The 20,907-nt window shown below is 37.9% G+C and carries 25 protein-coding genes and 2 pseudogenes; 18 read left to right on the top strand and 9 right to left on the bottom strand.

The genetic code is table 11. The features are described 5' to 3' along the window. Window positions 1–89 precede the first annotated feature (89 nt). Window positions 90–674, bottom strand: coding sequence for a DUF3231 family protein (locus J2Z82_RS18605; protein WP_209482299.1), 585 nt, complete (start codon window positions 672–674; stop codon window positions 90–92). Window positions 675–789: 115 nt separating this feature from the next. On the opposite strand from J2Z82_RS18605, the gene J2Z82_RS18610 reads away from it, so the two are divergent. Continuing rightward, window positions 790–1,272 (top strand): PaaI family thioesterase, encoded by a 483-nt coding sequence (locus J2Z82_RS18610; protein ID WP_209482300.1) that lies wholly within the window; start codon window positions 790–792, stop codon window positions 1,270–1,272. Between the two features lie 190 nt (window positions 1,273–1,462). On the opposite strand, the gene J2Z82_RS18615 is transcribed toward J2Z82_RS18610, so the two are convergent. From J2Z82_RS18615 to J2Z82_RS18625, 3 genes are all read right to left on the bottom strand, one after another. After that, window positions 1,463–2,404 carry an aldo/keto reductase gene (locus J2Z82_RS18615; protein ID WP_209482301.1) on the bottom strand — a complete coding sequence of 314 codons (942 nt, stop codon included), beginning with the start codon at window positions 2,402–2,404 and terminating at the stop codon, window positions 1,463–1,465. Window positions 2,405–2,461: 57 nt separating this feature from the next. Beyond that, complete coding sequence (locus J2Z82_RS18620; protein ID WP_209482302.1) at window positions 2,462–2,902, bottom strand: hypothetical protein; 441 nt, start codon at window positions 2,900–2,902, stop codon at window positions 2,462–2,464. 96 nt (window positions 2,903–2,998) lie between these two features. Then, window positions 2,999–3,415, bottom strand: a complete 417-nt coding sequence (locus J2Z82_RS18625) for a VOC family protein (protein ID WP_209482303.1) — start codon at window positions 3,413–3,415, stop codon at window positions 2,999–3,001. A gap of 143 nt (window positions 3,416–3,558) precedes the next feature. Here J2Z82_RS18625 and J2Z82_RS18630 point away from each other — a divergent pair, with 143 nt between their 5' ends. The 3 genes from J2Z82_RS18630 to arsC are packed head-to-tail and all read left to right on the top strand — an operon-like array spanning window position 3,559 to window position 5,656. Beyond that, window positions 3,559–3,903 (top strand): ArsR/SmtB family transcription factor, encoded by a 345-nt coding sequence (locus J2Z82_RS18630; protein WP_209482304.1) that lies wholly within the window; start codon window positions 3,559–3,561, stop codon window positions 3,901–3,903. 16 nt (window positions 3,904–3,919) lie between these two features. Further along, window positions 3,920–5,218 carry an arsenic transporter gene (locus tag J2Z82_RS18635; RefSeq protein WP_209482305.1) on the top strand — a complete coding sequence of 433 codons (1,299 nt, stop codon included), beginning with the start codon at window positions 3,920–3,922 and terminating at the stop codon, window positions 5,216–5,218. An 18-nt stretch (window positions 5,219–5,236) separates the two neighbouring features. Continuing rightward, complete coding sequence (gene arsC / locus J2Z82_RS18640) at window positions 5,237–5,656, top strand: arsenate reductase (thioredoxin) (protein WP_209482306.1); 420 nt, start codon at window positions 5,237–5,239, stop codon at window positions 5,654–5,656. Window positions 5,657–6,082: 426 nt separating this feature from the next. Here the strand turns inward: arsC and J2Z82_RS18645 are convergent, their stop codons facing one another. Next, window positions 6,083–6,349: a hypothetical protein gene (locus J2Z82_RS18645; protein WP_209482307.1), complete on the bottom strand. Its 267-nt coding sequence runs from the start codon at window positions 6,347–6,349 to the stop codon at window positions 6,083–6,085. Between the two features lie 170 nt (window positions 6,350–6,519). Here J2Z82_RS18645 and J2Z82_RS18650 point away from each other — a divergent pair, with 170 nt between their 5' ends. From J2Z82_RS18650 to J2Z82_RS18660, 3 genes are all read left to right on the top strand, one after another. After that, the gene (locus J2Z82_RS18650) at window positions 6,520–7,092 is read left to right on the top strand and encodes a TetR family transcriptional regulator (RefSeq protein ID WP_209482308.1); all 573 of its coding nucleotides are present in this window, start codon (window positions 6,520–6,522) and stop codon (window positions 7,090–7,092) included. A 70-nt stretch (window positions 7,093–7,162) separates the two neighbouring features. Further along, a complete protein-coding gene (locus J2Z82_RS18655; protein ID WP_209482309.1) occupies window positions 7,163–7,522 on the top strand; it encodes a DMT family transporter in 360 nt (119 codons plus the stop codon). Next, window positions 7,513–7,827 (top strand): DMT family transporter, encoded by a 315-nt coding sequence (locus tag J2Z82_RS18660; protein WP_209482310.1) that lies wholly within the window; start codon window positions 7,513–7,515, stop codon window positions 7,825–7,827. The genes J2Z82_RS18655 and J2Z82_RS18660 overlap by 10 nt, the downstream gene beginning before the upstream one ends. A 50-nt stretch (window positions 7,828–7,877) precedes the next feature. On the opposite strand, the gene J2Z82_RS18665 is transcribed toward J2Z82_RS18660, so the two are convergent. Further along, window positions 7,878–8,939, bottom strand: coding sequence for an NAD(P)/FAD-dependent oxidoreductase (locus J2Z82_RS18665; RefSeq protein WP_209482311.1), 1,062 nt, complete (start codon window positions 8,937–8,939; stop codon window positions 7,878–7,880). Between the two features lie 145 nt (window positions 8,940–9,084). On the opposite strand from J2Z82_RS18665, the gene J2Z82_RS18670 reads away from it, so the two are divergent. The 4 genes and pseudogenes from J2Z82_RS18670 (at window position 9,085) to scpC (ending at window position 12,441) form a co-directional block, all read left to right on the top strand. Beyond that, window positions 9,085–9,573 (top strand): hypothetical protein, encoded by a 489-nt coding sequence (locus J2Z82_RS18670; protein ID WP_209482312.1) that lies wholly within the window; start codon window positions 9,085–9,087, stop codon window positions 9,571–9,573. Beyond that, window positions 9,570–10,133, top strand: coding sequence for a hypothetical protein (locus tag J2Z82_RS18675; RefSeq protein WP_209482313.1), 564 nt, complete (start codon window positions 9,570–9,572; stop codon window positions 10,131–10,133). Before J2Z82_RS18670 ends, J2Z82_RS18675 begins: the two co-directional genes overlap by 4 nt. Window positions 10,134–10,154: 21 nt before the next feature. Next, entirely contained in the window at window positions 10,155–10,799 is a 645-nt protein-coding gene (locus J2Z82_RS18680; RefSeq protein WP_209482314.1) for a LytTR family DNA-binding domain-containing protein, read from the top strand. A gap of 110 nt (window positions 10,800–10,909) precedes the next feature. Continuing rightward, window positions 10,910–12,441, top strand: a pseudogene (gene scpC, locus J2Z82_RS18685) (succinyl-CoA:acetate CoA-transferase ScpC). Between the two features lie 55 nt (window positions 12,442–12,496). On the opposite strand, the gene J2Z82_RS18690 reads toward scpC, so the two are convergent. From J2Z82_RS18690 to J2Z82_RS18700, 3 genes are all read right to left on the bottom strand, one after another. After that, window positions 12,497–12,955 carry a DinB family protein gene (locus J2Z82_RS18690; RefSeq protein WP_209482315.1) on the bottom strand — a complete coding sequence of 153 codons (459 nt, stop codon included), beginning with the start codon at window positions 12,953–12,955 and terminating at the stop codon, window positions 12,497–12,499. A gap of 221 nt (window positions 12,956–13,176) precedes the next feature. Further along, window positions 13,177–13,749, bottom strand: a complete 573-nt coding sequence (locus J2Z82_RS18695) for a DUF899 family protein (RefSeq protein ID WP_209482316.1) — start codon at window positions 13,747–13,749, stop codon at window positions 13,177–13,179. 139 nt (window positions 13,750–13,888) lie between these two features. After that, window positions 13,889–14,302 (bottom strand): DUF4395 domain-containing protein, encoded by a 414-nt coding sequence (locus J2Z82_RS18700; RefSeq protein ID WP_209482317.1) that lies wholly within the window; start codon window positions 14,300–14,302, stop codon window positions 13,889–13,891. A 181-nt stretch (window positions 14,303–14,483) separates the two neighbouring features. Here J2Z82_RS18700 and J2Z82_RS18705 point away from each other — a divergent pair, with 181 nt between their 5' ends. The 7 genes and pseudogenes from J2Z82_RS18705 (at window position 14,484) to wrbA (ending at window position 20,751) form a co-directional block, all read left to right on the top strand. After that, complete coding sequence (locus J2Z82_RS18705; RefSeq protein ID WP_390313532.1) at window positions 14,484–15,491, top strand: DUF3231 family protein; 1,008 nt, start codon at window positions 14,484–14,486, stop codon at window positions 15,489–15,491. Window positions 15,492–15,919: 428 nt separating this feature from the next. Continuing rightward, entirely contained in the window at window positions 15,920–17,005 is a 1,086-nt protein-coding gene (locus J2Z82_RS18710; RefSeq protein ID WP_209482319.1) for a carbohydrate kinase, read from the top strand. Next, on the top strand, window positions 17,002–17,916 hold the full coding sequence (locus J2Z82_RS18715; RefSeq protein ID WP_209482320.1) for a pseudouridine-5'-phosphate glycosidase: 915 nt from the start codon (window positions 17,002–17,004) through the stop codon (window positions 17,914–17,916). Before J2Z82_RS18710 ends, J2Z82_RS18715 begins: the two co-directional genes overlap by 4 nt. Before the next feature lie 102 nt (window positions 17,917–18,018). Beyond that, window positions 18,019–19,023 (top strand): DUF3231 family protein, encoded by a 1,005-nt coding sequence (locus J2Z82_RS18720; protein WP_209482321.1) that lies wholly within the window; start codon window positions 18,019–18,021, stop codon window positions 19,021–19,023. A 136-nt stretch (window positions 19,024–19,159) separates the two neighbouring features. Then, window positions 19,160–19,726, top strand: coding sequence for a hypothetical protein (locus J2Z82_RS18725; protein WP_209482322.1), 567 nt, complete (start codon window positions 19,160–19,162; stop codon window positions 19,724–19,726). Window positions 19,727–19,763: 37 nt separating this feature from the next. Beyond that, window positions 19,764–19,871: pseudogene (locus tag J2Z82_RS19485) on the top strand (RDD family protein); the annotation flags it as partial. Between the two features lie 208 nt (window positions 19,872–20,079). Next, window positions 20,080–20,751 (top strand): NAD(P)H:quinone oxidoreductase, encoded by a 672-nt coding sequence (wrbA, locus tag J2Z82_RS18730; RefSeq protein ID WP_209482323.1) that lies wholly within the window; start codon window positions 20,080–20,082, stop codon window positions 20,749–20,751. Window positions 20,752–20,907: the final 156 nt, after the last annotated feature.

Genomic DNA, 20,907 nt, shown 5'->3' on the forward strand with positions numbered 1-20,907 from the left:
AACTGGAAAAATTTTACACACCCCATAAAATTAGAAAATCCTCTTAAATATCCACAACCTACTTATCACTTGTTAATTTATTTGCAAGGCTAGTGTCTATTCTTCACGTTTATAGCTGAAGTAAAGGATCTTTTATCAATAAAGTCGACTTTTGAAGGGTACGGAATATTAGGTGGCAGGATATCCATCCCTTTTGCAAGTAATAACTCAATTCCTCTTCGATATGTTTTGGAAGTATCTTGGATGCACATATCAAAATAATCGACAATATCTTGTCTAGATGAACTTGAAAGTGCACCACCGTAAGTTAATAATCCGGCTCTTGTCATTTCCGTAATATAAAAGACCATAAACATATCACTAAACAATCGCGGTGCTTCTTTTCTAATATCCTGGTCTCCAAAACCTGCTGGAACAGGAATATTCTCCTTTGTATAGATCTCTTTAACCATAGTTAGGTGTTTAGTTGAAATGTCCAATGCAAATTCAATATAATCCTTAATTTCCTCATCTTCAACTACCTGCAAGTGGTGTTTAAAAACACAGCTGAACAAAGAATCTCCAAGGTAATTTTCAAATAAATCCGCTAACTCTGATGCTGCTAGCTTTTTATGCTGTTGATGTTCTTCCGTACGTTTCTTCGTTTTATCACGAGACGATCCTTCTGATTCCATCTTAACCCTCCTCAACATATCTGCTGAGGTTTAGTTTGTGTAATTTATATTATTTTATTATAAAAATATTAATAAAAAATCCATGCTATACTAAAGGAAAAAGGAGGTAATACGGATGAATCAGGAAATAGAAAACGCAATTCAAGATGAATATCCGGCTGATTTTTCACATTGCTATGGTTGTGGTCGGTTAAATGAAAAGGGTCATCATTTTCGGACTGGCTGGGATGGTGCTCAAACGATTACTGTATACATGCCACGTCCTGAACATACGGCAATACCTGGCTATGTTTACGGTGGGTTGATTGCATCCCTAATTGATTGTCATGGAACAGGCTCAGCATCATTGGCACTGCACCGAAAGAATGGGCATGAACCTGGTGATGGTGCAGAACCACCACGTTTTGTAACTGCATCACTCGAGGTGAAGTTCGTTAAACCTACGCCGCAGAATGTTCCACTAACAGCAGTTGGAGAGGTAGAAGAGATACATCCCAAGAAATTCAAGATACATACGGAAGTTTATGCAGGCGAAATATGCTGTGCAAAAGGTGAAGTCGTTGCTGCACTCATGCCGGATACATTTGGTAAGCAATAATACCTTAATTTATGAGGTTAAAATATTAGAAGAAAAAATTGCATTGGCGGACATCAGGTACGCTATTTTACAGAAAACGAACAATATTAAAGTGTTAACGGACACCAGAGACCTTATTTAGCATAAATGCTCCTATTTTATTTGATATATGTTAAATAAGGTCCGTGTGTCCGCCAGCTGAAGCTCAAAACTAACTTTTATTATGCAGCGGATATAGTTCATCAATGGTTTGAATATCATCTGAAGTAAGTTTTACATCTGCTGCTTTTAAGTTATTTACTACTTGTTTAGAATTTCTCGCTCCTGGAATAACAGAGTCAATCTGATCACGGGATAAATAAAATGCCAGTACAACATGTGAAACGTCAACATTGTGTTTCACAGCAATCTCCCGGATCTTTTCAACTTTTTCTAAGTGGCGGATGTATGCTTCACCCTGAAATTGAGGTCGTTTCTTTTGTGATTCAGAAAGGACCGTACCTTTTGTATACTTTCCAGCTAACAGACCTGATGCTAAAGGGAAATATGGAACAAAGGATATTTCGTTTGCCGAAAAGTATGGAAAAAGTTCACTTTCTGCAGAGCGGTCTAGCAAGTTATAGTTCCCTTGTACAACATCTAAATAACCGTCTTGATTTGCTTCCTTTAGCTGATCAATAGTAAAGTTGGAAACACCAATTGAGCGGATTTTCCCGGCTTCCTTTAACCGACTTAGTGCACCGATAGCTTCGAATTTAGGTGTCTTATCATCAGGAAAGTGAATATAGAACAAGTCGATAACATCTGTTTGCAGACGCTTGAGGCTATCTTCCACTGTCTGCTTTAAAAATTCGGGTGAATTATCGGTGATTACCTGGTCGCCAGTGTACTTATGAGCTCCTTTCGTTGCTAGTACAACGTTATTTCTCCAGTTATTTTCTTTTAATGTTTTTCCGATAATTTCTTCAGAAAGCCCTCTATCATACATAAATGCAGTGTCAATAAAATTCAAGCCGCTTTCAATTGCTGAAGAAACAATTTTACCGCCATATTCCGTATTCGTTTCTTTATTTTCTTCTCCAATCTTGTTTGCTCCCAATCCAACTGGATGAATGTATAAACCTGTTTTTCCTAACTCGACTTTATTATCCATTATAAACCACCTTTCTGTTGTTCTGTTTAGCTACCTATTTATGAACTGCGCGCGTTTTTAGGTTTCGATGTATCCTGGACCATTCTCATTAGTATCAATTTCACGATCAGTAGTGTGATCATCTGTTTCTTTTATGCTATATGTTCCTGCTACTACTAACAAAATACAAGGTATTAACTGAAAAAAATTGATAACCGCAATACCTATGCCTGTCCATAAAAGCCACATTCCAGTCAGCCTGGTCTCATTTTCCAAGTTCTCTGGTGTTGATTTAACTAAAGTAACGATGAAAAAGGAAATCGTTATGATACTTTGTATGAAGGCAATTATTAATCCTGTTTTCATCGCTTTATCAGAGAGCTGAAAAGGGGTGGACTGTATGTCGCCCTCAATCCATCCGCCAATAAAGGACGTTCCATAGTAAACCCAGATTACTGACCCAAGAATCCCCATAATTGAGCCAATTAAAGCCATAAGATATATATAATTTTTGTTCAATTCAACATCCCTCCATATGTATCTACCCAATCTTTATTTCATATTAACAGTATACTAAACTTTGTAATTTTCTTACAATTGTTTCGGAGTAAATTCTTATTGGTTTGGGTAATCACAGTATTCGATTATTGTTCCATCTGTATCTGCCGGGTTCAAGTAAATTAGTCTCCTGCCATGCTTATTAGTGCGTAAGGAATCTTCTAGTACACGGATATCCCTGTTTTTGAGGTCTTCCAGTGCTTTATCAAGGTCACCGACATGATAGGCAATATGATGAACACCTTTCCCTTTTTGTTTTAGAAATCGGGCAATAGGAGAGGTGGTATTATTAGTAGGTGCCAGTAATTCGGTTCGATTTCCGCCAATCTCCAGAATAGCAATTTCACTTTCCACCCCTTTTGCATCGCTTTTATACCGGTCAATTAATGACCCTCCTAAAATGGTTTCATAGAAATATATACTATCTTCTAAATTTCTTACGGCAATCCCAATGTGATCAAGCTTAAAATTCATTTAAATTCTCCTCCTGATGATGATGGTTTTTATTTTAGCATATATAAGGCTATGTAAAAGAATTCGTATACGGAAAACCTTTTTAGTTGTATATATAAGTAAATTATTATATAGTTATATTCGATTGTTAAGGGGGTGTTCCTTTGCTGAAAACAGAGATTGAAATAGATAGTGCTGCATTAATATTAAAGTTATTAGGTGATAAAACGCGATTGACCATGGTTAAATTACTTGATAATCATGACTGTTGTGTTTGTGAATTTGTTGAGATTTTTAAGGTAAGTCAGCCATCCATTAGTCAACATCTTCGTAAATTGCGTGATGTAGGGCTGGTAAAAGAAGAAAGAAGAGGCCAATGGATTTTTTACTCGATAAATAAAAGTAACGATTATTATCCGTTTGTTGAGAAACTTCTAAATCAACTGCCTGACCAGGATTTCAGATTAAAAGAATTAGAAGAAAAAGGTACACGAATTACATGTTGTTAATTGGAGGGAAAGTGTTTTGTTATCATCGGTTATACTAGCATCACTTATCTTTTTGGCTACACTTGTTTTAGTTATTTGGCAGCCAAAAGGGTTATCAATTGGATGGTCCGCATGTGGCGGAGCTGTTCTAGCTTTAATAGTAGGAGTAGTTGGTTTTAGTGATGTAATAGAAGTTACGCAAATAGTATGGAACGCAACTTTAGCATTTGTTGCAGTTATTCTTATTTCATTAATATTAGACGAAATTGGATTCTTTGAATGGGCCGCTCTTCATATGGCAAGGGCAGCAAATGGTAACGGGGTCAAGATGTTCGTTTATGTCAGTTTATTAGGAGCAATTGTTGCTGCACTTTTCGCGAATGATGGGGCAGCCCTAATCCTGACACCAATTGTTTTAGCAATGGTCCGCAATTTAAATTTCGAGGAAAAAATGATATTTCCGTTTATAATGGCTAGTGGTTTTATTGCAGATACAACATCATTACCGTTTATAGTAAGTAACTTAGTTAACATTGTGTCAGCAGATTTCTTTGATATTGGGTTTGTTGAATATGCTTCCAGAATGATAATTCCAAACTTATTCTCATTAACTGCGACAATAGTAGTATTATTAATATATTTTAGAAAGAATATCCCGGATAAATACGACCTGTCACAATTGAGAGAGCCAGTTGAAGCGATTAAAGATCAAAAGATGTTTCGTTTATCATGGTATGTTCTTGGTGTGTTACTGATTGGTTATTTTGTAAGTGAGTTTATTAATCTGCCTGTCTCGATTGTTGCGGGTGTAATTGCGATTTTCTTTATACTAATGGCTAGAAGAAGTAAAGCGGTTAATACAACATCAGTAGTTAAAGGTGCACCCTGGGATATCGTTTTTTTCTCAATTGGTATGTATGTTGTTGTTTACGGATTGAGAAATGCGGGGCTAACTGATTTATTAGCTCAGGCCCTTCAGGCAAGTGCTGAGCAAGGTTTATTTGTAGCGACCATTTCAATGGGCTTTATTGCAGCTATCCTGTCGTCAATTATGAATAACATGCCAACAGTAATGATTGATGCGCTGGCAATTGCTGAAACAAGTACTTCTGGTGTGATGCGTGAAGCACTTATTTACGCGAACGTCATTGGCTCTGACCTTGGTCCGAAGATTACACCAATTGGTTCCCTGGCAACGTTGTTATGGCTGCATGTCTTGTCTCAAAAAGGAGTCAAAATCTCATGGGGAACATACTTTAAAACGGGAATTATTTTAACCATTCCAATTCTGCTTGTAACCTTAGTAGGACTATATTTAACGTTATTGATATTTTAATTAGGAGCGTGAACAGTTATGTCTAAAAAAACGATATACTTCCTATGCACTGGAAATTCATGCCGTAGCCAAATGGCAGAAGGCTGGGCAAAAAAGTTTTTAAGTGAAGAATGGGAAGTAAAGAGTGCAGGAATTGAAGCACATGGATTAAATCCGAAAGCAGTTAAAGCAATGGCTGAGGTGGACATCGATATTTCTGATCAGAAATCAGAAATTATTGATTCGGAAGTTTTAAATAATGCTGCAATGGCCATAACACTTTGTGGAGATGCAGCTGATAAATGCCCAATGACACCACCTCATGTAAAGCGAGAACATTGGGGATTTGATGATCCAGCGAAAGCAGAAGGAACAGAAGCGGAACAATGGCAGGTTTTTCAACGTGTGCGCGACCAAATTGGTGAGCGGATCAAACGTTTTGCCGATACAGGTGAATAATAACAATCCTGCTTAAAGGGGGTACAATCGAACGTTGGTTAGTACCCCTTATTTATTGGCATGAATGAGGTTCGGGCATAGGCCGTCACAGTGAATCCTCTTTCCGCTATTATGGAGAAAAGTTGCTCAAACAGGGGTGATATGAATCCTCATTCCGTTAATAGCACAAAATCAAGTGATAATGAGGTATAAACAGTCAAATAACGGAACGAGGATCCTAAACTATGCTCCAAACAAGGGATTTATAGGAAATAACGGAATGAGGATCCGTCAGAACAGCAAATTGATCCTGATCTAACTTATAATCCGTTTATCAACAAGCCGTATTTTCCTATTACCGTGTTTGCGTAGCTTGAAAGTAGTAATCATTGAAAGACGTGCCACAACTGGTTTATTCCTTAAACGAAAAATCCCCTCACAGCAATGCTATGTTTTGGTAATGATTTTCTTCCGGAAAGTCTCACTTGTCAGCATCATTTCTACCTGTCTGCCCCACGTATTCACCGCCTCAATAGTGGTATTTTCCTGGATGGCAAGTTCGCTCACGGTGATACCACCAATAATGTGGTAATAGATCCACTTCCATTGATTTAGCGTTAGACTTGCTCTGAGCTGGTACCATAACCCTGGATCATGTAAGATGATCGGCAGTGATACCAATGTGTAGGATGTTTTTTCTAATAGTAGCTTCATATATTCTCCTCCTAGTAATTGTTTTCACAATTACTATCGTTGGAGAGGGGTGGTTAGGTGGCATCGAAATTAAAAAAACTTAAAAGTGTTATGCCTGGAATGTAAATTTGACAAAAATGAAAGTAAATTGTAAAATGAATGATAGTCAGTCACCAACGGAGGGCTTAAAAATGGATAATAAAAAAGAGAGTATTATACAATCAGCTATCGATGTTTTTCGTGAGAAAGGTGTAGAGAAGACCAAGGTATCAGATATCGTTAAAGGCGCCGGCATTGCTCAAGGTACCTTTTATTTATATTTCTCCTCAAAACTATCTGTAATGCTATCAATAGCGGAAGTTTTGACAGAAGAAATACTTACAAAAATAAATGATAATGTCCAGGATGACTCACCGTTTCCGGAAAAACTGGAGGTAGCTATTGATATAGTGTTCGATGTGACGAGGGAATACCGGGATTTGTTTGCTTTAACTTATGCAGGACTTGCGTCAACTGAGTATTTGAAAGAATGGGAAACGATATACGAACCATATTATGAATGGCTAAGTAAACAGCTGCAAAAAGCGCAAGCGGATGGTGTCGTTCGAGAATCATTACATCCACAGCGCACGGCAGAGATATTAATCGGATTAATTGAAGCAGCAGCAGAACAATCTTATATGTATGGCAATGAAGATGAGAAGGTTGCTGATCTAAAGAAAAAAGAAGTATTGGAATTTGCGGGGCATGCGCTCGGACTATAATCCGGTGCAATGTCCTTTCACATTATTTTTGGACAAAAATGACTGAACGTCAGTCAAATGGGGGGTGCTCATGATGATTAAAGCTTGGATCTATGTAACGTTAACGTGCTTATTTGAAATGCTTTGGGTGCTTGGCTTTAATTTTGCTGCAAATTGGTGGCATTGGGGATTGGTAGTTATTGTGATATTGATAGACTTTCAATTTCTAAGAAAAGCTTGTGAGACACTGCCGACCGGAACTGTCTATGCGATATTTGCATCGACCGGCACAATCGGAACGGCTTTAATGGACGTGTACTTGTTTGATGGCAGTTTAAATTTGGGGAAAATGTTTTTCATCATGATCCTGATTGCAGGTGTCGTAGGATTAAAACTTGCAGATACTGCAGATGAAAAACGTGCTAAAGGAGGTTCTCACTTATGGGATTAATCTTAGTATTGTTAGCTTCAGCTTTTGAAATTAGTGGTGTCATTGGTTTGAAGTTATTTAGTCAAAAGAGCACAATTCGAAATGGAATCTTGTATATTGGCGGGTTCTCCGCATCGCTGGGTGTGCTTTTACTTTCCTTTTCATTTCTACAAGTAAGTGTTGCATACGCCATGTGGGTAGGTATAGGTACAGCTGGTGCTGTATTGGTGAATATGATTTTCTTTGGGGAATCCAGGAGCCTATCTCGTATTGTAAGTCTTGCTGCAATTATTATCGGTGTGGTTGGATTAAAGGCATTATCTTAAATAAAATAAACCAATCGAACGCATTAGAGTCCGATTGGTTTCGTACCATTTTAGTGTCGTTTATTCAGCCATAGAATACCGGACTTTGCAACGCGAGGCAGATAGCCGGTAACTGATTTTGACATCATTTCTCCGAATCCCTCAGAACTTCCGAGTGATCCGAGGGTTCCTTTAAGTTTAAGTTCTTTTGGCTTTTTCGGTTCGTTGCCATTGAATATATCCATTAGAATTTCCACGATTTGCTCACCTTGCTGTCGAGCAAGCTGTGCGCTCGGCGAATGTTCGGAGGCTGCGCAATCACCAACTACATAAGTGTTTGGCTGTTCGGGCACCTGGTAAAAGTCATTGACGATAATTTTTTCCTGATCATCTTTTTCAAAAGGAAGCTCGCGCACCAAATAATTTGGTCGTACACCGGCAGTCCAAATGGTGACATCATTAACGAAGCAAACACCATTATTGCAAACGCCATCCTTTTCTACGTACTCAACATTAGCACCATGAACGACTTCAACGTCATTTTTTAGAAACCAGTCTTCAACATAATTTTGAATTTTTGTATCAAACGCTTTTAATACTGTGGCACCTCGATCGAGTAATCGAATGTTCAAGTCTGGTCTACTTTCACGTATCTCAGCTGCTGCTTCAATACCGCTCAAGCCTGCACCAACAATCGTAGCCTTGCCATAGGCTTTTAAATTACCAATAGACATTCCAGTATGACGCGCACGGCCAATTGTCTGGATACTTTCGGTGAACTCTGAAGCCCCTTCGATTCCATGATAGTTGTCCTCACAGCCAAGGCCAATCACGAGATAATCATATGATACTGGCTCACTTCTTTTTTCAAAAAGAATTTGCTGGTTTTCTGAATCTATTTGACTAACTTCAGCATAAACATAATCCACTTTTTCATGGTCTGGAAATTCGATGCGGACATCTTTATCAGCGGATGTGCCTGCCGCTATTGTGTAAAATTCTGTTTTAACCGAATGGTAAGGGTTGCGATCAATAACCGTAATTCGCACGTCTTCAGGCAGGTTTTGATCAATTAAACCAAGTACAATATTAACTCCGCCATAGCCGCCACCTAAAATGACTAAATTTTTCATAGTAAAAACCCCTTATGTACGTATAAATACTTCTATTGTTAAGATTACCAAAAGTTGTGCTTGAAAACTAGGAAAAGCATGGAATTGTTGTTTTTCTTGTGGTAATGATACATTAAGATTATTACAAATAGATGTGGAGGTTAACATGGATATTAATTTAATAACGTTTATTATATCGATTGTTTCATTACTCATTTCAGGGGTTGTTGCTATTTTTACATATCGATACAACCGGATTTCAATACGAAATGAGGCACGTATGGAACATAATAAACTTATGCTTGAAATTGACCAGATGTATATTGATGACCCGGATCTATGGAGTATTTATGACGATCACCCAATTGGGAAGCATGTGGAAACAACACCATTGAAAAGAGGTAAAAAGGAAGCACTTGTTTATTATTATCTTAATTATTTTGATATTATTTTCGACTTTTACCATAAGCAAATTGTGATGAATGTGAATGATCGAAAAGACTGGGAATCATGGCGTGCGTTCATAATGCATTTTTTTGCAAGTTGCTCATTGGCCAGAAACCTATTTAAAGAATCGACTGAATGGTATGATGAAAAGTATGCCACATTTTTAGCCGATGTTATTCAAGAGGTCGAAACGAAGAAAGGGGCTTGATCAAAATTCATGTTACAACAGCCACAGCAATTGATATAAGAGGGATGCTGGAATTGAATTATAAAATTTACCCTGAAGAATGGCATGTGTCTGCAGCGTATGTGGAGTATATATTGCGAGCGAATAAAGATGTGTACCGTGTCGTTAAAACAGGTAGCGATGTAAAAGGTATCTACAGCTTATTTCCTTTTTCAAAAGTAAATTATGAGGAGATTCTTAATGGTAGCTTGGAAGAAAAGAAATTGGGCCAATATATTCTTGATTATGATCAAGAAAAAGAGGTCTATCTATATCTAATATCATTTATCGTTGATATATATGATAATAACTCTAGAGAATACACCAAGGCATTACTGGCTGACATGACGAAACAGCTTCCTTATTTGGCTTCAAAGGGAATAACCATCAATGAAATTGGTGCAATCGGAATCTCGGATGATGGGAACCGAATATTAGAGCGGATAGGTTTTACAAAAGAAAAACTAGTGGATGTTGACGGCGAGAAATATCCTGTTTTTCGTGTGAAGGTAAAGACGATTTTAGATGCAATACTTATATGATTATAAGAAAGGTGTTAACATATGCAAAGATTGACGTTTGGCTCCCTATTGGACGTTGTTGGGGAGTTATTTTCAGATGAAATATCAATTGCGGTTTCTAATACGAAGGAATATATTTATTACCGGCCAAGTAAACGGATTGATTTGAAGATAAGTAATGGTGATCTTGTGAAAGAAGGGACCATCGCTTATAAGGCGCTGCATACGGAACAAAAGGCATCCGAATTTATCGATCGTAATGTGTTTGGAGTTCCTTATCATGGAATGGCTGTTCCCTTTCATAATGAAGGGGTGCTTGAGGGATGTGTGACAGCAATTTATCCGGCAATGACTGAAGGAAAATCAGTTGTAACTGTAAAAACTTCTGATGGTTGGAAGCCAATTCCATTTAACGATGTGAAGTATTTGGAAGTGAAGGACCGAAAAACACATGTATTTACAAATCAGTATGTAGGTACGAATAAAAAGGCATTACAAGACTTTGAATACTCCTTGCCACGAGAATCATTCATCCGTTGCCATCGCTCTTTTATTGTAAATGTAAATCATATTACGGACATTTATCCGGATACCCATTCCACATTTGTACTGGCGATGGATAATGGTACACGAATCCCTGTCAGTCAGTCATATTCGAGTTATTTCAGAAAATTGCTGGGTTTTTGATGTAAAATGCTGCTTTATACATTTGATCCTATGCTTTAGTCAATAATTCTCTATTCCCTACTAAAATCCCCAAATGTAAGCGTTTATTAGTTAGAATTATCTTAAAAGTTATGAAAGAGGGATATAACATGAATACTAACTATGATCGCATCAAGGACCCTCGCTTGCAGGACCGTGTCGTTTCAGCTGAAGAGGCTGCATCATGGATCCAGGATGGCATGACGTTGGGGATGAGCGGATTTACTCGTGCAGGTGACGTGAAAGCGGTGCCAACTGCGTTGATAGAGGGGGCTGGGACAGAGGCATTTAAAGTAAATGTGTTTACAGGTGCTTCTCTAGGATCTGATATAGACAAGATGTTTGCTGAAGTTGGAATTGTTAATAAGCGCTTACCATTTCAGGCGGATCCGACTATGCGAAAAAAGATTAACAAGGTGAGCATTTATTTGTAGATCATCATCTATCACACACATCAGAACTAATTCTAGGTAATGTACTAGAGTCAATTGATTTTGCTATTTTGGAAGCGATTTCTATTTCGGAAGATGGCATGATTATTCCATCAACATCTATTGGCAATTCACTTGCATTTGCCGAGCATGCTGAGAACGTTATTATTGAGCTGAATATGGCACAGTCAGAACTATTGGAAGGAGTTCATGATTTGTATAGCCCTGGGAAGCAAGGGGAACGTGATCCGATTCCATTAGTTAGGCCAGATGACCGCATCGGTACAACCGGGATTGCGATTGATCCTGCGAAAATAAAAGGAATAGTTTTTACAGATCAGGAGGACTCACCTTCAACCATTGTACAGCCGGACCATGAAACAGAAATTATGGCTGAACACTTGCTGGAATTTTTAGGGAATGAGGTGAAATCAGGCAGATTAACTGAAAGCCTTGCACCAATTCAATCTGGTATCGGCTCGGTTGCGAACGCAGTGCTCCACGGAATGGTAGATTCAGATTTTGAAAATCTGGAGGTATATTCCGAAGTGTTACAAGATGCGGTATTCGATCTAATTGACGCCGGAAAAGTAGATTTCGCTTCATGCTGCTCAATTACACTATCAGAGCCAAAGATGAAGCAGGTATTCTCTGAATTTGAAAAGTACCGTGATAAATTGATTATGCGACCACAGGAAATGTCTAATCATCCGGAGATTATTCGTCGCCTGGGACTAATATCAATCAATACAGCACTTGAGTTTGATATCTATGGAAACATTAATTCCACACATGTTTCTGGTACGAAAATGATGAATGGTATAGGTGGCTCAGGTGATTTTGCTCGTAATGCGCGATTGGCTATTTTTGTAACAAAATCTATTGCCAAAAATGGCGACATTTCAAGTATTGTCCCGTTTGCCTCCCATATCGACCACACGGAACATGATGTCGATGTCGTTGTAACCGAACAGGGCTATGCAGATTTACGCGGACTTGCTCCACGCGAACGTGTACCGTTGATTATCGAAAATTGTGCACATCCCATGTACCGCGAGCAGCTTTGGACGTATTATCAAGAAGCACTTGAACGTGGCGGACAAACACCGCACATACTGGAAAAAGCACTATCATGGCATACAAATTTTAAAGCAAATGGTACAATGCGCGAGCTTTCTGCTGAAACTGTATAAAAAACCACGTTCCTTAAATGGAACGTGGTTTTTACTATAGAAAGGGGAAGGACTGCTATTTATTATCAATAACTCTTTCCATCGCATGGATTTGTCCTAGATGATTGGCTTCGTGATATGTTGTCATAACAGCCAATTCACCATATGTTTCATTACCCATCATTGGTTTTGGAAGTGTTTCATTGAATTTTTCCGGTGGTATTTCTTTAATGCGATCGAGCTGATCCGTTAATTGACTTATTAACTCCTCGACTGATGGAACATCATCTGACCAATCGGCAGGATTTGTCCCATAAGCAAATAGTTCTTTGTAATGGGCAGGAAGATGCTGGTATTTGCTTGGGAAACCAAATAATACTTGCTCCGTTACTGTTAGTACATGACCGATATGCCAATGAATCGTGTTATTGAAACCAGCAGGCTGTATATCGGCAAGGTCCTTATCCAAACCGTCTATTTTCTTTAAAAAAGATTTTCGCGTTTTATCAAACTGTGTATACATTAATTCATTCATATACGTATCCTCCTCTGATGTAGTTAACCTAATTATACCAATTTGATATTCAATTCTAAAATCTGAAACATTGCGAGGATGAATCCGTATTTTTGAGGATGATTTTTCATACTTAATTTAAAAAGTTTAATATGAACCGGCTATCAAAAGCGGATGTAGGTGAAATGGGCTCGGATTAATGACAAGATAAATCCCTGCCAAACTCAGCAGGGATACTTCGATTAATATTTCTTTTTAGGGTGCCAGTCTGCTTCTTCTTCTGGTAAAAGATCCAGGAAGGACCACATACCACAGAAGTCATCACCCGGTCCGAAATTGGCCTTGGAATACTGATATATCGTGCCATCATCTTTCATTTTTAAAATTGAGACCCCAGGCTGTGGAGAACCTGGTTTTGGCTCAAAGTCCAATGATTGCTTAAACTCGGATCCTGCTGTTGAAATTAAATGGAATTTCCAGTTTCTGCTTTTAGCAAATTCAGCCATCACAGAAGGCTCATCAGGTGATGCTAACACTACAGGTGCTACGCTTTCCATATGGTGGAGTATTCCATTGATTTCATCAGCCCACAATGTGCAATAATTACAGCCTTTACCCATATTTTGAACGACGAATAATGTTTTATGATCACCGAATAATTTGTTTAGCTGAACTTTCTTGCCGTCTGCCTCGCGCAGTTCATAATTAGTAATATGTTTTTGCTCATCTTTCTTTCGCAACTCTGCTAAAGCCCTTTTCTTTCTAAAAATCTCCTGTTCTAATTCTTTGATTTGCTGTTTAATTACTGTGGTCATACGGTTCATCCTTTCTATTAACAAACCTCATTTTGAAATCACGTAATAAAAATGTCCCTACTTAAATAAAGTTCGATGTGAGTTGTTAATTTCCTTTCAAAAAATAAAAAAACCACCAATGTATGGTGGGTAGTGCAATTTATGAATGAGCGTTTGAACGTTTGTGCCTCCACATCATGTACCGGTATCGAATCGTGCAGCCGATACAATAGCCCATTAAAGCCACTCCTGAAGCAGCTAAAACCATCAGACTAAATACGAATCCAAGTACAGTCAGATTAACATAAAAGAATATAATTGAGAGCCCTAAGCAAACCGTTGCGATCCATTGGTTGAAAAGTTGCTGATCTTTATCTTCTTGTCTATATTTTTCAAAAGGCTTGCGTAAAAATCGTTTACTGAATAGAATAATTGGGTTTTGTTTAGTAAGTAAAGTATAAACACCGACAGCGAATGGTACAAGTAAGATCGCTGGTTGAATAATTATACCTAATAAAGCAGAAATCACAATAAATGCCTGGTTGATCTGGACAAGCGGCTTTGGAATAGTCATGTTTATCCCCTTTCTTCTTAAAGTATATTATACACAGTTGTTTACTCGGAATAAAGTCTTTTGTATAAAATGGTGTATTGCCTATTGATAAATCTTTAGGTAATAAGATTTTATAAAGTGGGGAGTATATAAATAAAATAATCGATATTAGTTTGGACCGGCTTGAAAGGTAGGGATGAAATTGACCAAAGAACATGTACCATTAGCATCCTCTGAGCTCGCAACTCTTTGGGTTATTTACCAAAAGAAAACGATGTTAGTAAGAGTTATTGACCATTTTTTAATAACAAATAAAGATTCAGAAGCACTAGAGATATTAAGGAATTTTCACGAAAAAGAACAGGATTTAGTCAATGAAATAAAGGGGATTTTTAAACGGGAAGGGGTCGCGGTTCCAGTTGCCTTTACAGAGAACGATGTAAACTTAAATGCGCCGCAGTTGTATGATGATATCTTTGATATTATGTATTTGCGAATGATGATGAAAATTGCTACTGGTCTCCATGCACTACATATGACCATGTCCTATCGCAAAGACATTATTGATCTATACAAAAGGTGTTCTGCATTCTCAGAAGATTATTATGAAAAAACGACAACGTATTTATTGGAGAAAGGTGTTCTTCCTAGATCTCCGGCTGTTACATTACCAAATCATGTAGCTTTTGCAAATGATAAGGACTACCGTGCAGGATTTAAGTTTTCCGGTAACAGGAGAGTATTGAACACTGTTGAGGTTTCCTATATTTATCAAGGTATTGAATCTAATGTTGTAGGGATGAAATTAATGACAGGATTCGCTCAAGTGGCTCAAGAAAAAGATGTTATAAAGTACTTTTTTCGAGGAAAAGAGTTGGCGAAAAAAATTATATCAAGATTTGGTGAAATATTAATGGATAGCGATATCAATATTCCATCCACATCGTCTGGAAGGGTTACAGACTCAACTATATCTCCTTTTTCAGATAAACTTATGATGTACAACACATCACTATTAAGCACTTTTGGTCTAGGGAGTAATGCGCTAGGAACCTCCTTCAGCCTAAGAAATGACTTGCCGTTTAAGATGGCGATGTCCGCTAAAGATATATTCAACTTTGCAAGTGATGGAGGTAATCTTATGATTACACATGGCTGGACAGAGGAGCCTCCTCAAATGGAGGATAGAGGCAAGTTATCAAATAAGTAGAGTAAATAAAAGTATTAACGGGACATTAAAAACAAAAAATACACACAGGATTTCGCTTGTGAAATCCCGTGTGTATTTTTATTGCTATATCAAGGTTTGAAAGGGCTCTTAATGTCCATTCACAGTGATTCATGGTGTGAATTCAGCAGAATGTGAACCACACAAACCAGTGAAGTGAATCGTGGTTCCGCTAAATGGGCAAAAAAACCGTCCTAGAAGGTTGAGTCGGTTCCTGTTTCCGTATTCACCTATTAACAATGAAAAATGTGGCTGAAATGGGTGAATAACGGAATGAGGATCCGCCAAATTATTGGGAACCACCCAAGGATGCTTAACGGTAGCCTCTACTTGACTATAAAGAAACTTATGTGTACAATTTAAACAAATGTTTATAAAATAAACAAAAGTTTAGTAGGTGGGGTTTCTGTATGAATGAAAATGAACAAAAAATTTACGATTTAATAAAGAAAAATGCATACATATCCCAACAGGAAATGGCGAATGCACTTGAATTATCACGTCCTTCAGTAGCTAATCTTATTTCAGGGCTAGTGAAAAAGGGATACATCAGGGGTAAGGCATATGTGCTGAATGATTTAAAACAGATTGTGTGTGTGGGAGGTGCCAATTTAGACCGTAAAGTTTATGTCAAAGACAGTATTCAATTGGGGACTTCTAATCCTATTCATTCAACAAAAAATGCAGGTGGTGTGGCGCGTAATATCGCTGAAAACCTGGGAAGGCTAGGTATGGATGCAACATTACTTACAGTAAGCGGATCGGACTCAGAGTGGAACTACATTGCAGAGCAATCACTTCCATATATGAATCTAGAAGATGTTACTCATTTCTCAAAGGCTACAACCGGATCATATACTGCTGTATTGGATGATACGGGTGGACTGGTCCTTGGTCTAGCTGATATGGACGTTTTTGATTTAATGATTCCGGAATGGATTCAACAACATGTGTCACTATTGCAACAGGCAAAATGCATTCTTGCTGACCTTAATTGTCCCAAAGATACACTTCAATTTCTATGCAAATTTGCCAAGAGTCGTGATATACCACTTATACTGGTAGCTGTCTCAGCACCAAAAATGAAGCATATTCCAGATACACTTGATGGGCTGAACTGGATGATTACAAATCTTGACGAGTCAAATGCATTCTTTAATTGTGATCTTACTCCAACAGAAGCTGTTGAAAAGTGGCTTGCATTAGGTGTAGAAAATGTAGTTATCACAAAGGGAAAAGAAGGAGCAGTTGTTGGAAATAAAGCGGAAGAGATTTATCATGTGCCTGCGATTGAAACAAGGGAGATTATTGATGTGACAGGAGCGGGAGATGCCTTCTCAGCCGCTGTTGCTTATGCATGGCTGGAAGGTAAAAGCCTGATAGACATTACAAAGGCCGGGATTGCCAATGCAACGAAAACACTGCAATCAGATTACACGGTTCGCCGTAACTTAACGGCATTACAATTACAAGAAGACATGGAGGAGTTATCATGAAAAACTTTATTACATTATCTGAAGAGGTCCGCACAGCAAAAGAGCAAGGAAAACCTATTGTAGCACTGGAGTCAACAATTATTTCGCATGGAATGCCATATCCGCAAAATGTCAAGACGGCTCGTGAAGTTGAACAAATTATTCGTGATCATGGAGCAGCACCGGCTACCATTGCCATTCTAGATGGGAAAATCAAAATAGGCTTAAGTGATGATGAACTTGAGAATTTTGGCAGTAGTAAAGATGTTGCAAAAACTTCCCGCCGTGATTTGCCTTTTTTATTAGCTACTGGCAAAAAGGGTGCAACGACAGTGGCTGCGACAATGATTTGTGCTGAAGCAGCTGGTATCAAGACGTTTGTGACAGGTGGTATTGGTGGTGTTCATCGTGGAGCGGAAATATCAATGGATATCTCAGCAGACCTTGAGGAACTCGCAAAAACGAATGTAGCTGTTGTTTGTGCAGGGGCAAAGTCGATCCTTGATCTTGGTTTAACAATGGAATACCTTGAAACAAAAGGGGTTCCTGTAATGGGGTATCAGACAGATGTGCTTCCGGCATTCTATACACGGACAAGCCCATTTCCGGTAAATATTCGAATAAACGAGGCGGAGACAGTCGCTGCTACATTAAAGGCAAAAGGGGATTTAAATTTGACTGGTGGAGCTGTAATTGCAAATCCGATTCCAGAAGAATATGCAATGGATGAAAAAGACATTACAGCAGTAATTGAAACGGCGTTGGAGGAAGCCCGAGAAAATTATGTTTCCGGAAAGGATGTAACACCTTTCTTGTTAGGTAAAGTAAAAGAATTAACCGATGGCAAGAGCTTAGATGCCAATATTGCGTTGGTGAAACATAATGCGCATGTTGGAGCGGAAATAGCAGTAAAATTAGCGGAAATGGAATAGTAATGTAAATATGTTTTCAAAACCTTCTGTTCACAATCGTTAAATCCAAAAAAGCCTCATATTTAATACTGTTTTAGTAAATGGTATTAATGAGGTGAAGATATGAATAAGGAAAAATTAAAACTCACATCCTCCGAAATAGGATCATTGTGGGGACAGTATATGAACGGAACGATGACAGATATCATAAATCGCTATATGCTCTCGATTATCGAGGATAAGGCCATAAAAGCCATCTTTCAGGATGCTATTAAGACTTTTGCTAAACAAAAGAAACAACTAGTATTTTTTATAGAGAACGAAGGGTTTCCAGTGCCAATTGGATTTAATGAATCTGACCATAATAAAGGAACAAAGAGATTGTTCAGTGATATTTTTTGCCTGAATTATTTACATATCATGACTATACACGGTTTAGTTGGTCACACAACTTCATTAGGAATCGCTGTTAGAGAAGATTTACGGTATTTTTATGATTCTTGTGATACTGATGGAAAAAGGATGTATCATCAAACAATTGATTTATTACTTGAAAAAGGAGACTTTCAGAGAGATCCATATTGTTATCCTGGAGAATCCCTGGAGTTTATCACGACCAAAGATTTTACGGATGGTTTTTTTGGAAAAGGAAGACGTTTAGCTTCAACAGAAATCATAAGTATTTCACTTAATCTCAAAAAAAGCATTTTAGCCAAAACACTTTGTGTAGCATTCAGTCAGGTTGCTCAATCAAAAGATGTCAGAAAGTTTATGGTTGATTCCCAAAAGGTTGCCGAGGCTAATATAAAATCTTTCTCAAAAATTTTGGATGATGATAATTTATCGGTTCCCAAGTCGTGGGAGACAGAGGTAACAACTTCAACCGAATCGCCTTTCTCCGATAAATTACTGATGTATCATATTGGCTTTCTGTCTCAAGTTGCACAGGGTTATTATGGTAAAGGCTTAGCATCAGCCATGAGAACAGATCTTTTAACCACTTATGAACGTGTTATTTTAAGAAATCTGAGGGTAACCAAAAAGTGGTATAATATTATGATTCAAAATAAGTGGCTGGAGCAACAGCCGCTTGTACCGAATAGACAAGAACTTGCGAGAGAAAAGTAATGAAGTAACTTGATGAAAATGGTTGATAAATTTTATAGAATTTGTCAGCCACTTTTTAGTTTACATCATATTCTGAATATTTGTGTTAAACTTATTATAAAGGTTGTGCTAGATGTCAGTTAAGGTGGTAGATTCGATGAGAAGTAAAGTTTTTATTAGTGTCATTGTTGTTGTTCTGTTTGTATTTGTTGTAATTTTCACTACCAGTGAAGAGGATAAGGTTGCAACTTTTGAATCACAGAAGGTAATGACAAGCAGGGCAATTGATGTGGCTAGAGATTTTAAGACGGAGCAATTTACGATTGATTACGATGAAAGTTCTGATTACCTTAATTACGACAGTCTACCCGACAGGCGGAAGCAAGCGGAAGAAAAGTATAGTAAGTATGTTACAGAATCTCATATGACAAAAATCTTGATGACGGCATTAGACATCATTGCCCCCAATCTAGCTCAGGATTCAAAAAGTCATTTATCAGTTAAGGATATTTCGTTTGAAATTGGCAATATGGAAACAGAATCAGAAGTAAGCCTTGACTATGACATTGAAATTGAATTTGAACGAATTAATCAGGAAGGTAAGAAGGAAATTATATCAAATTTTGGACAAATCCGTGTCATCAAAACGGATGATGGTTGGAAAGTGAATAAGGATATTCAACGAATGGATGGCCTGCATGAGGTGAGAAAACAATTTAACTAAACAAAGTTCTTTGTGAGTGTGTGTATGGGGGTTAGCAGGGTTAATTGTAAGTGCCTTTATGATTGGTATTAGGGAAGATAGTCGTTCAATTCATGACTTTATAGCTGGAACGTATATGACATACGATCCTCCGGGAAAGTTTTAATTTTTATTAACTCACAAAAAATAGCTCAGTTAGTGCTGGGCTTTTTTTGTGAACTGTTATTGGACTTTCAAAGTTGACATTATTAGTAATTCAAGATAATATAGTTACATAAAGTAAGTTAGTAATAAATTATTACTTTACAAACTCTTTCATAATAAAGGAGTGTTTGATACAAAATATAGAAGTGAAAGGATTGAGGAAAGTCAATATGGGTTTTTTAGAGAAAATATTAGGTAAAAAATCAACTACAACTACAAAGGAGACAAATAACATGGCAAACGTAAACCTAGCAGTTATTTATTACAGCTCTACAGGAACAAACTATCAAATGGCTCAATGGGCAGAAGCGGCGGCAGCAGAAGCAGGTGCTGAAGTAAAACTAGTCAAAGTACCTGAACTTGCGCCAGAAGAAGCAATTGCTTCTAACCCAGCATGGAAAGCTCATGCCGAGGCAACCAAAGACGTCCCAGAAGCAACTTCAGAAGATGTTGAGTGGGCAGATGCAATCATCTTTAGTGTTCCAACTCGTTTTGGAAACCTTCCTGCTCAAATGAAACAGTTCATCGATTCACAAGGTGGTCTATGGGCTTCAGGCAAAACTGTTAACAAAGTAGTAAGTGGAATGACATCTGCACAAAACCCTCATGGGGGACAAGAGGCAACAATGCTTAATTTATATACTTCCATGATGCACTGGGGTATGATCATCGCAACCCCTGGGTACACTGACCCGGTACTATTCGGTGCTGGTGGTAATCCATACGGTACAAGTGTATCTGTCGACCAGGACGGTAACATGGTCGAAGAGGTAGAAGGTGCAGTTAAGCATCAGGCAAAACGAACCGTAGATATTGCAACACGCATCAAATCAGGAAGCTAATTTCAACTTTAAAAAGCCCTTCATTCGTAGTTAAGTACGAATGGGGGCTTTTTTAATCGTATAGGAAATTACACTAGCGTTGCATTAAATTTTTAAGAAGAAGTCAAGAAAAATATTTTATGTGAAATTTGTGAATGATGGGAATATTCACTTTAA

It is taken from the genome of Virgibacillus litoralis (assembly GCF_017873675.1).
Classification (GTDB): domain Bacteria; phylum Bacillota; class Bacilli; order Bacillales; family Amphibacillaceae; genus Lentibacillus; species Lentibacillus litoralis.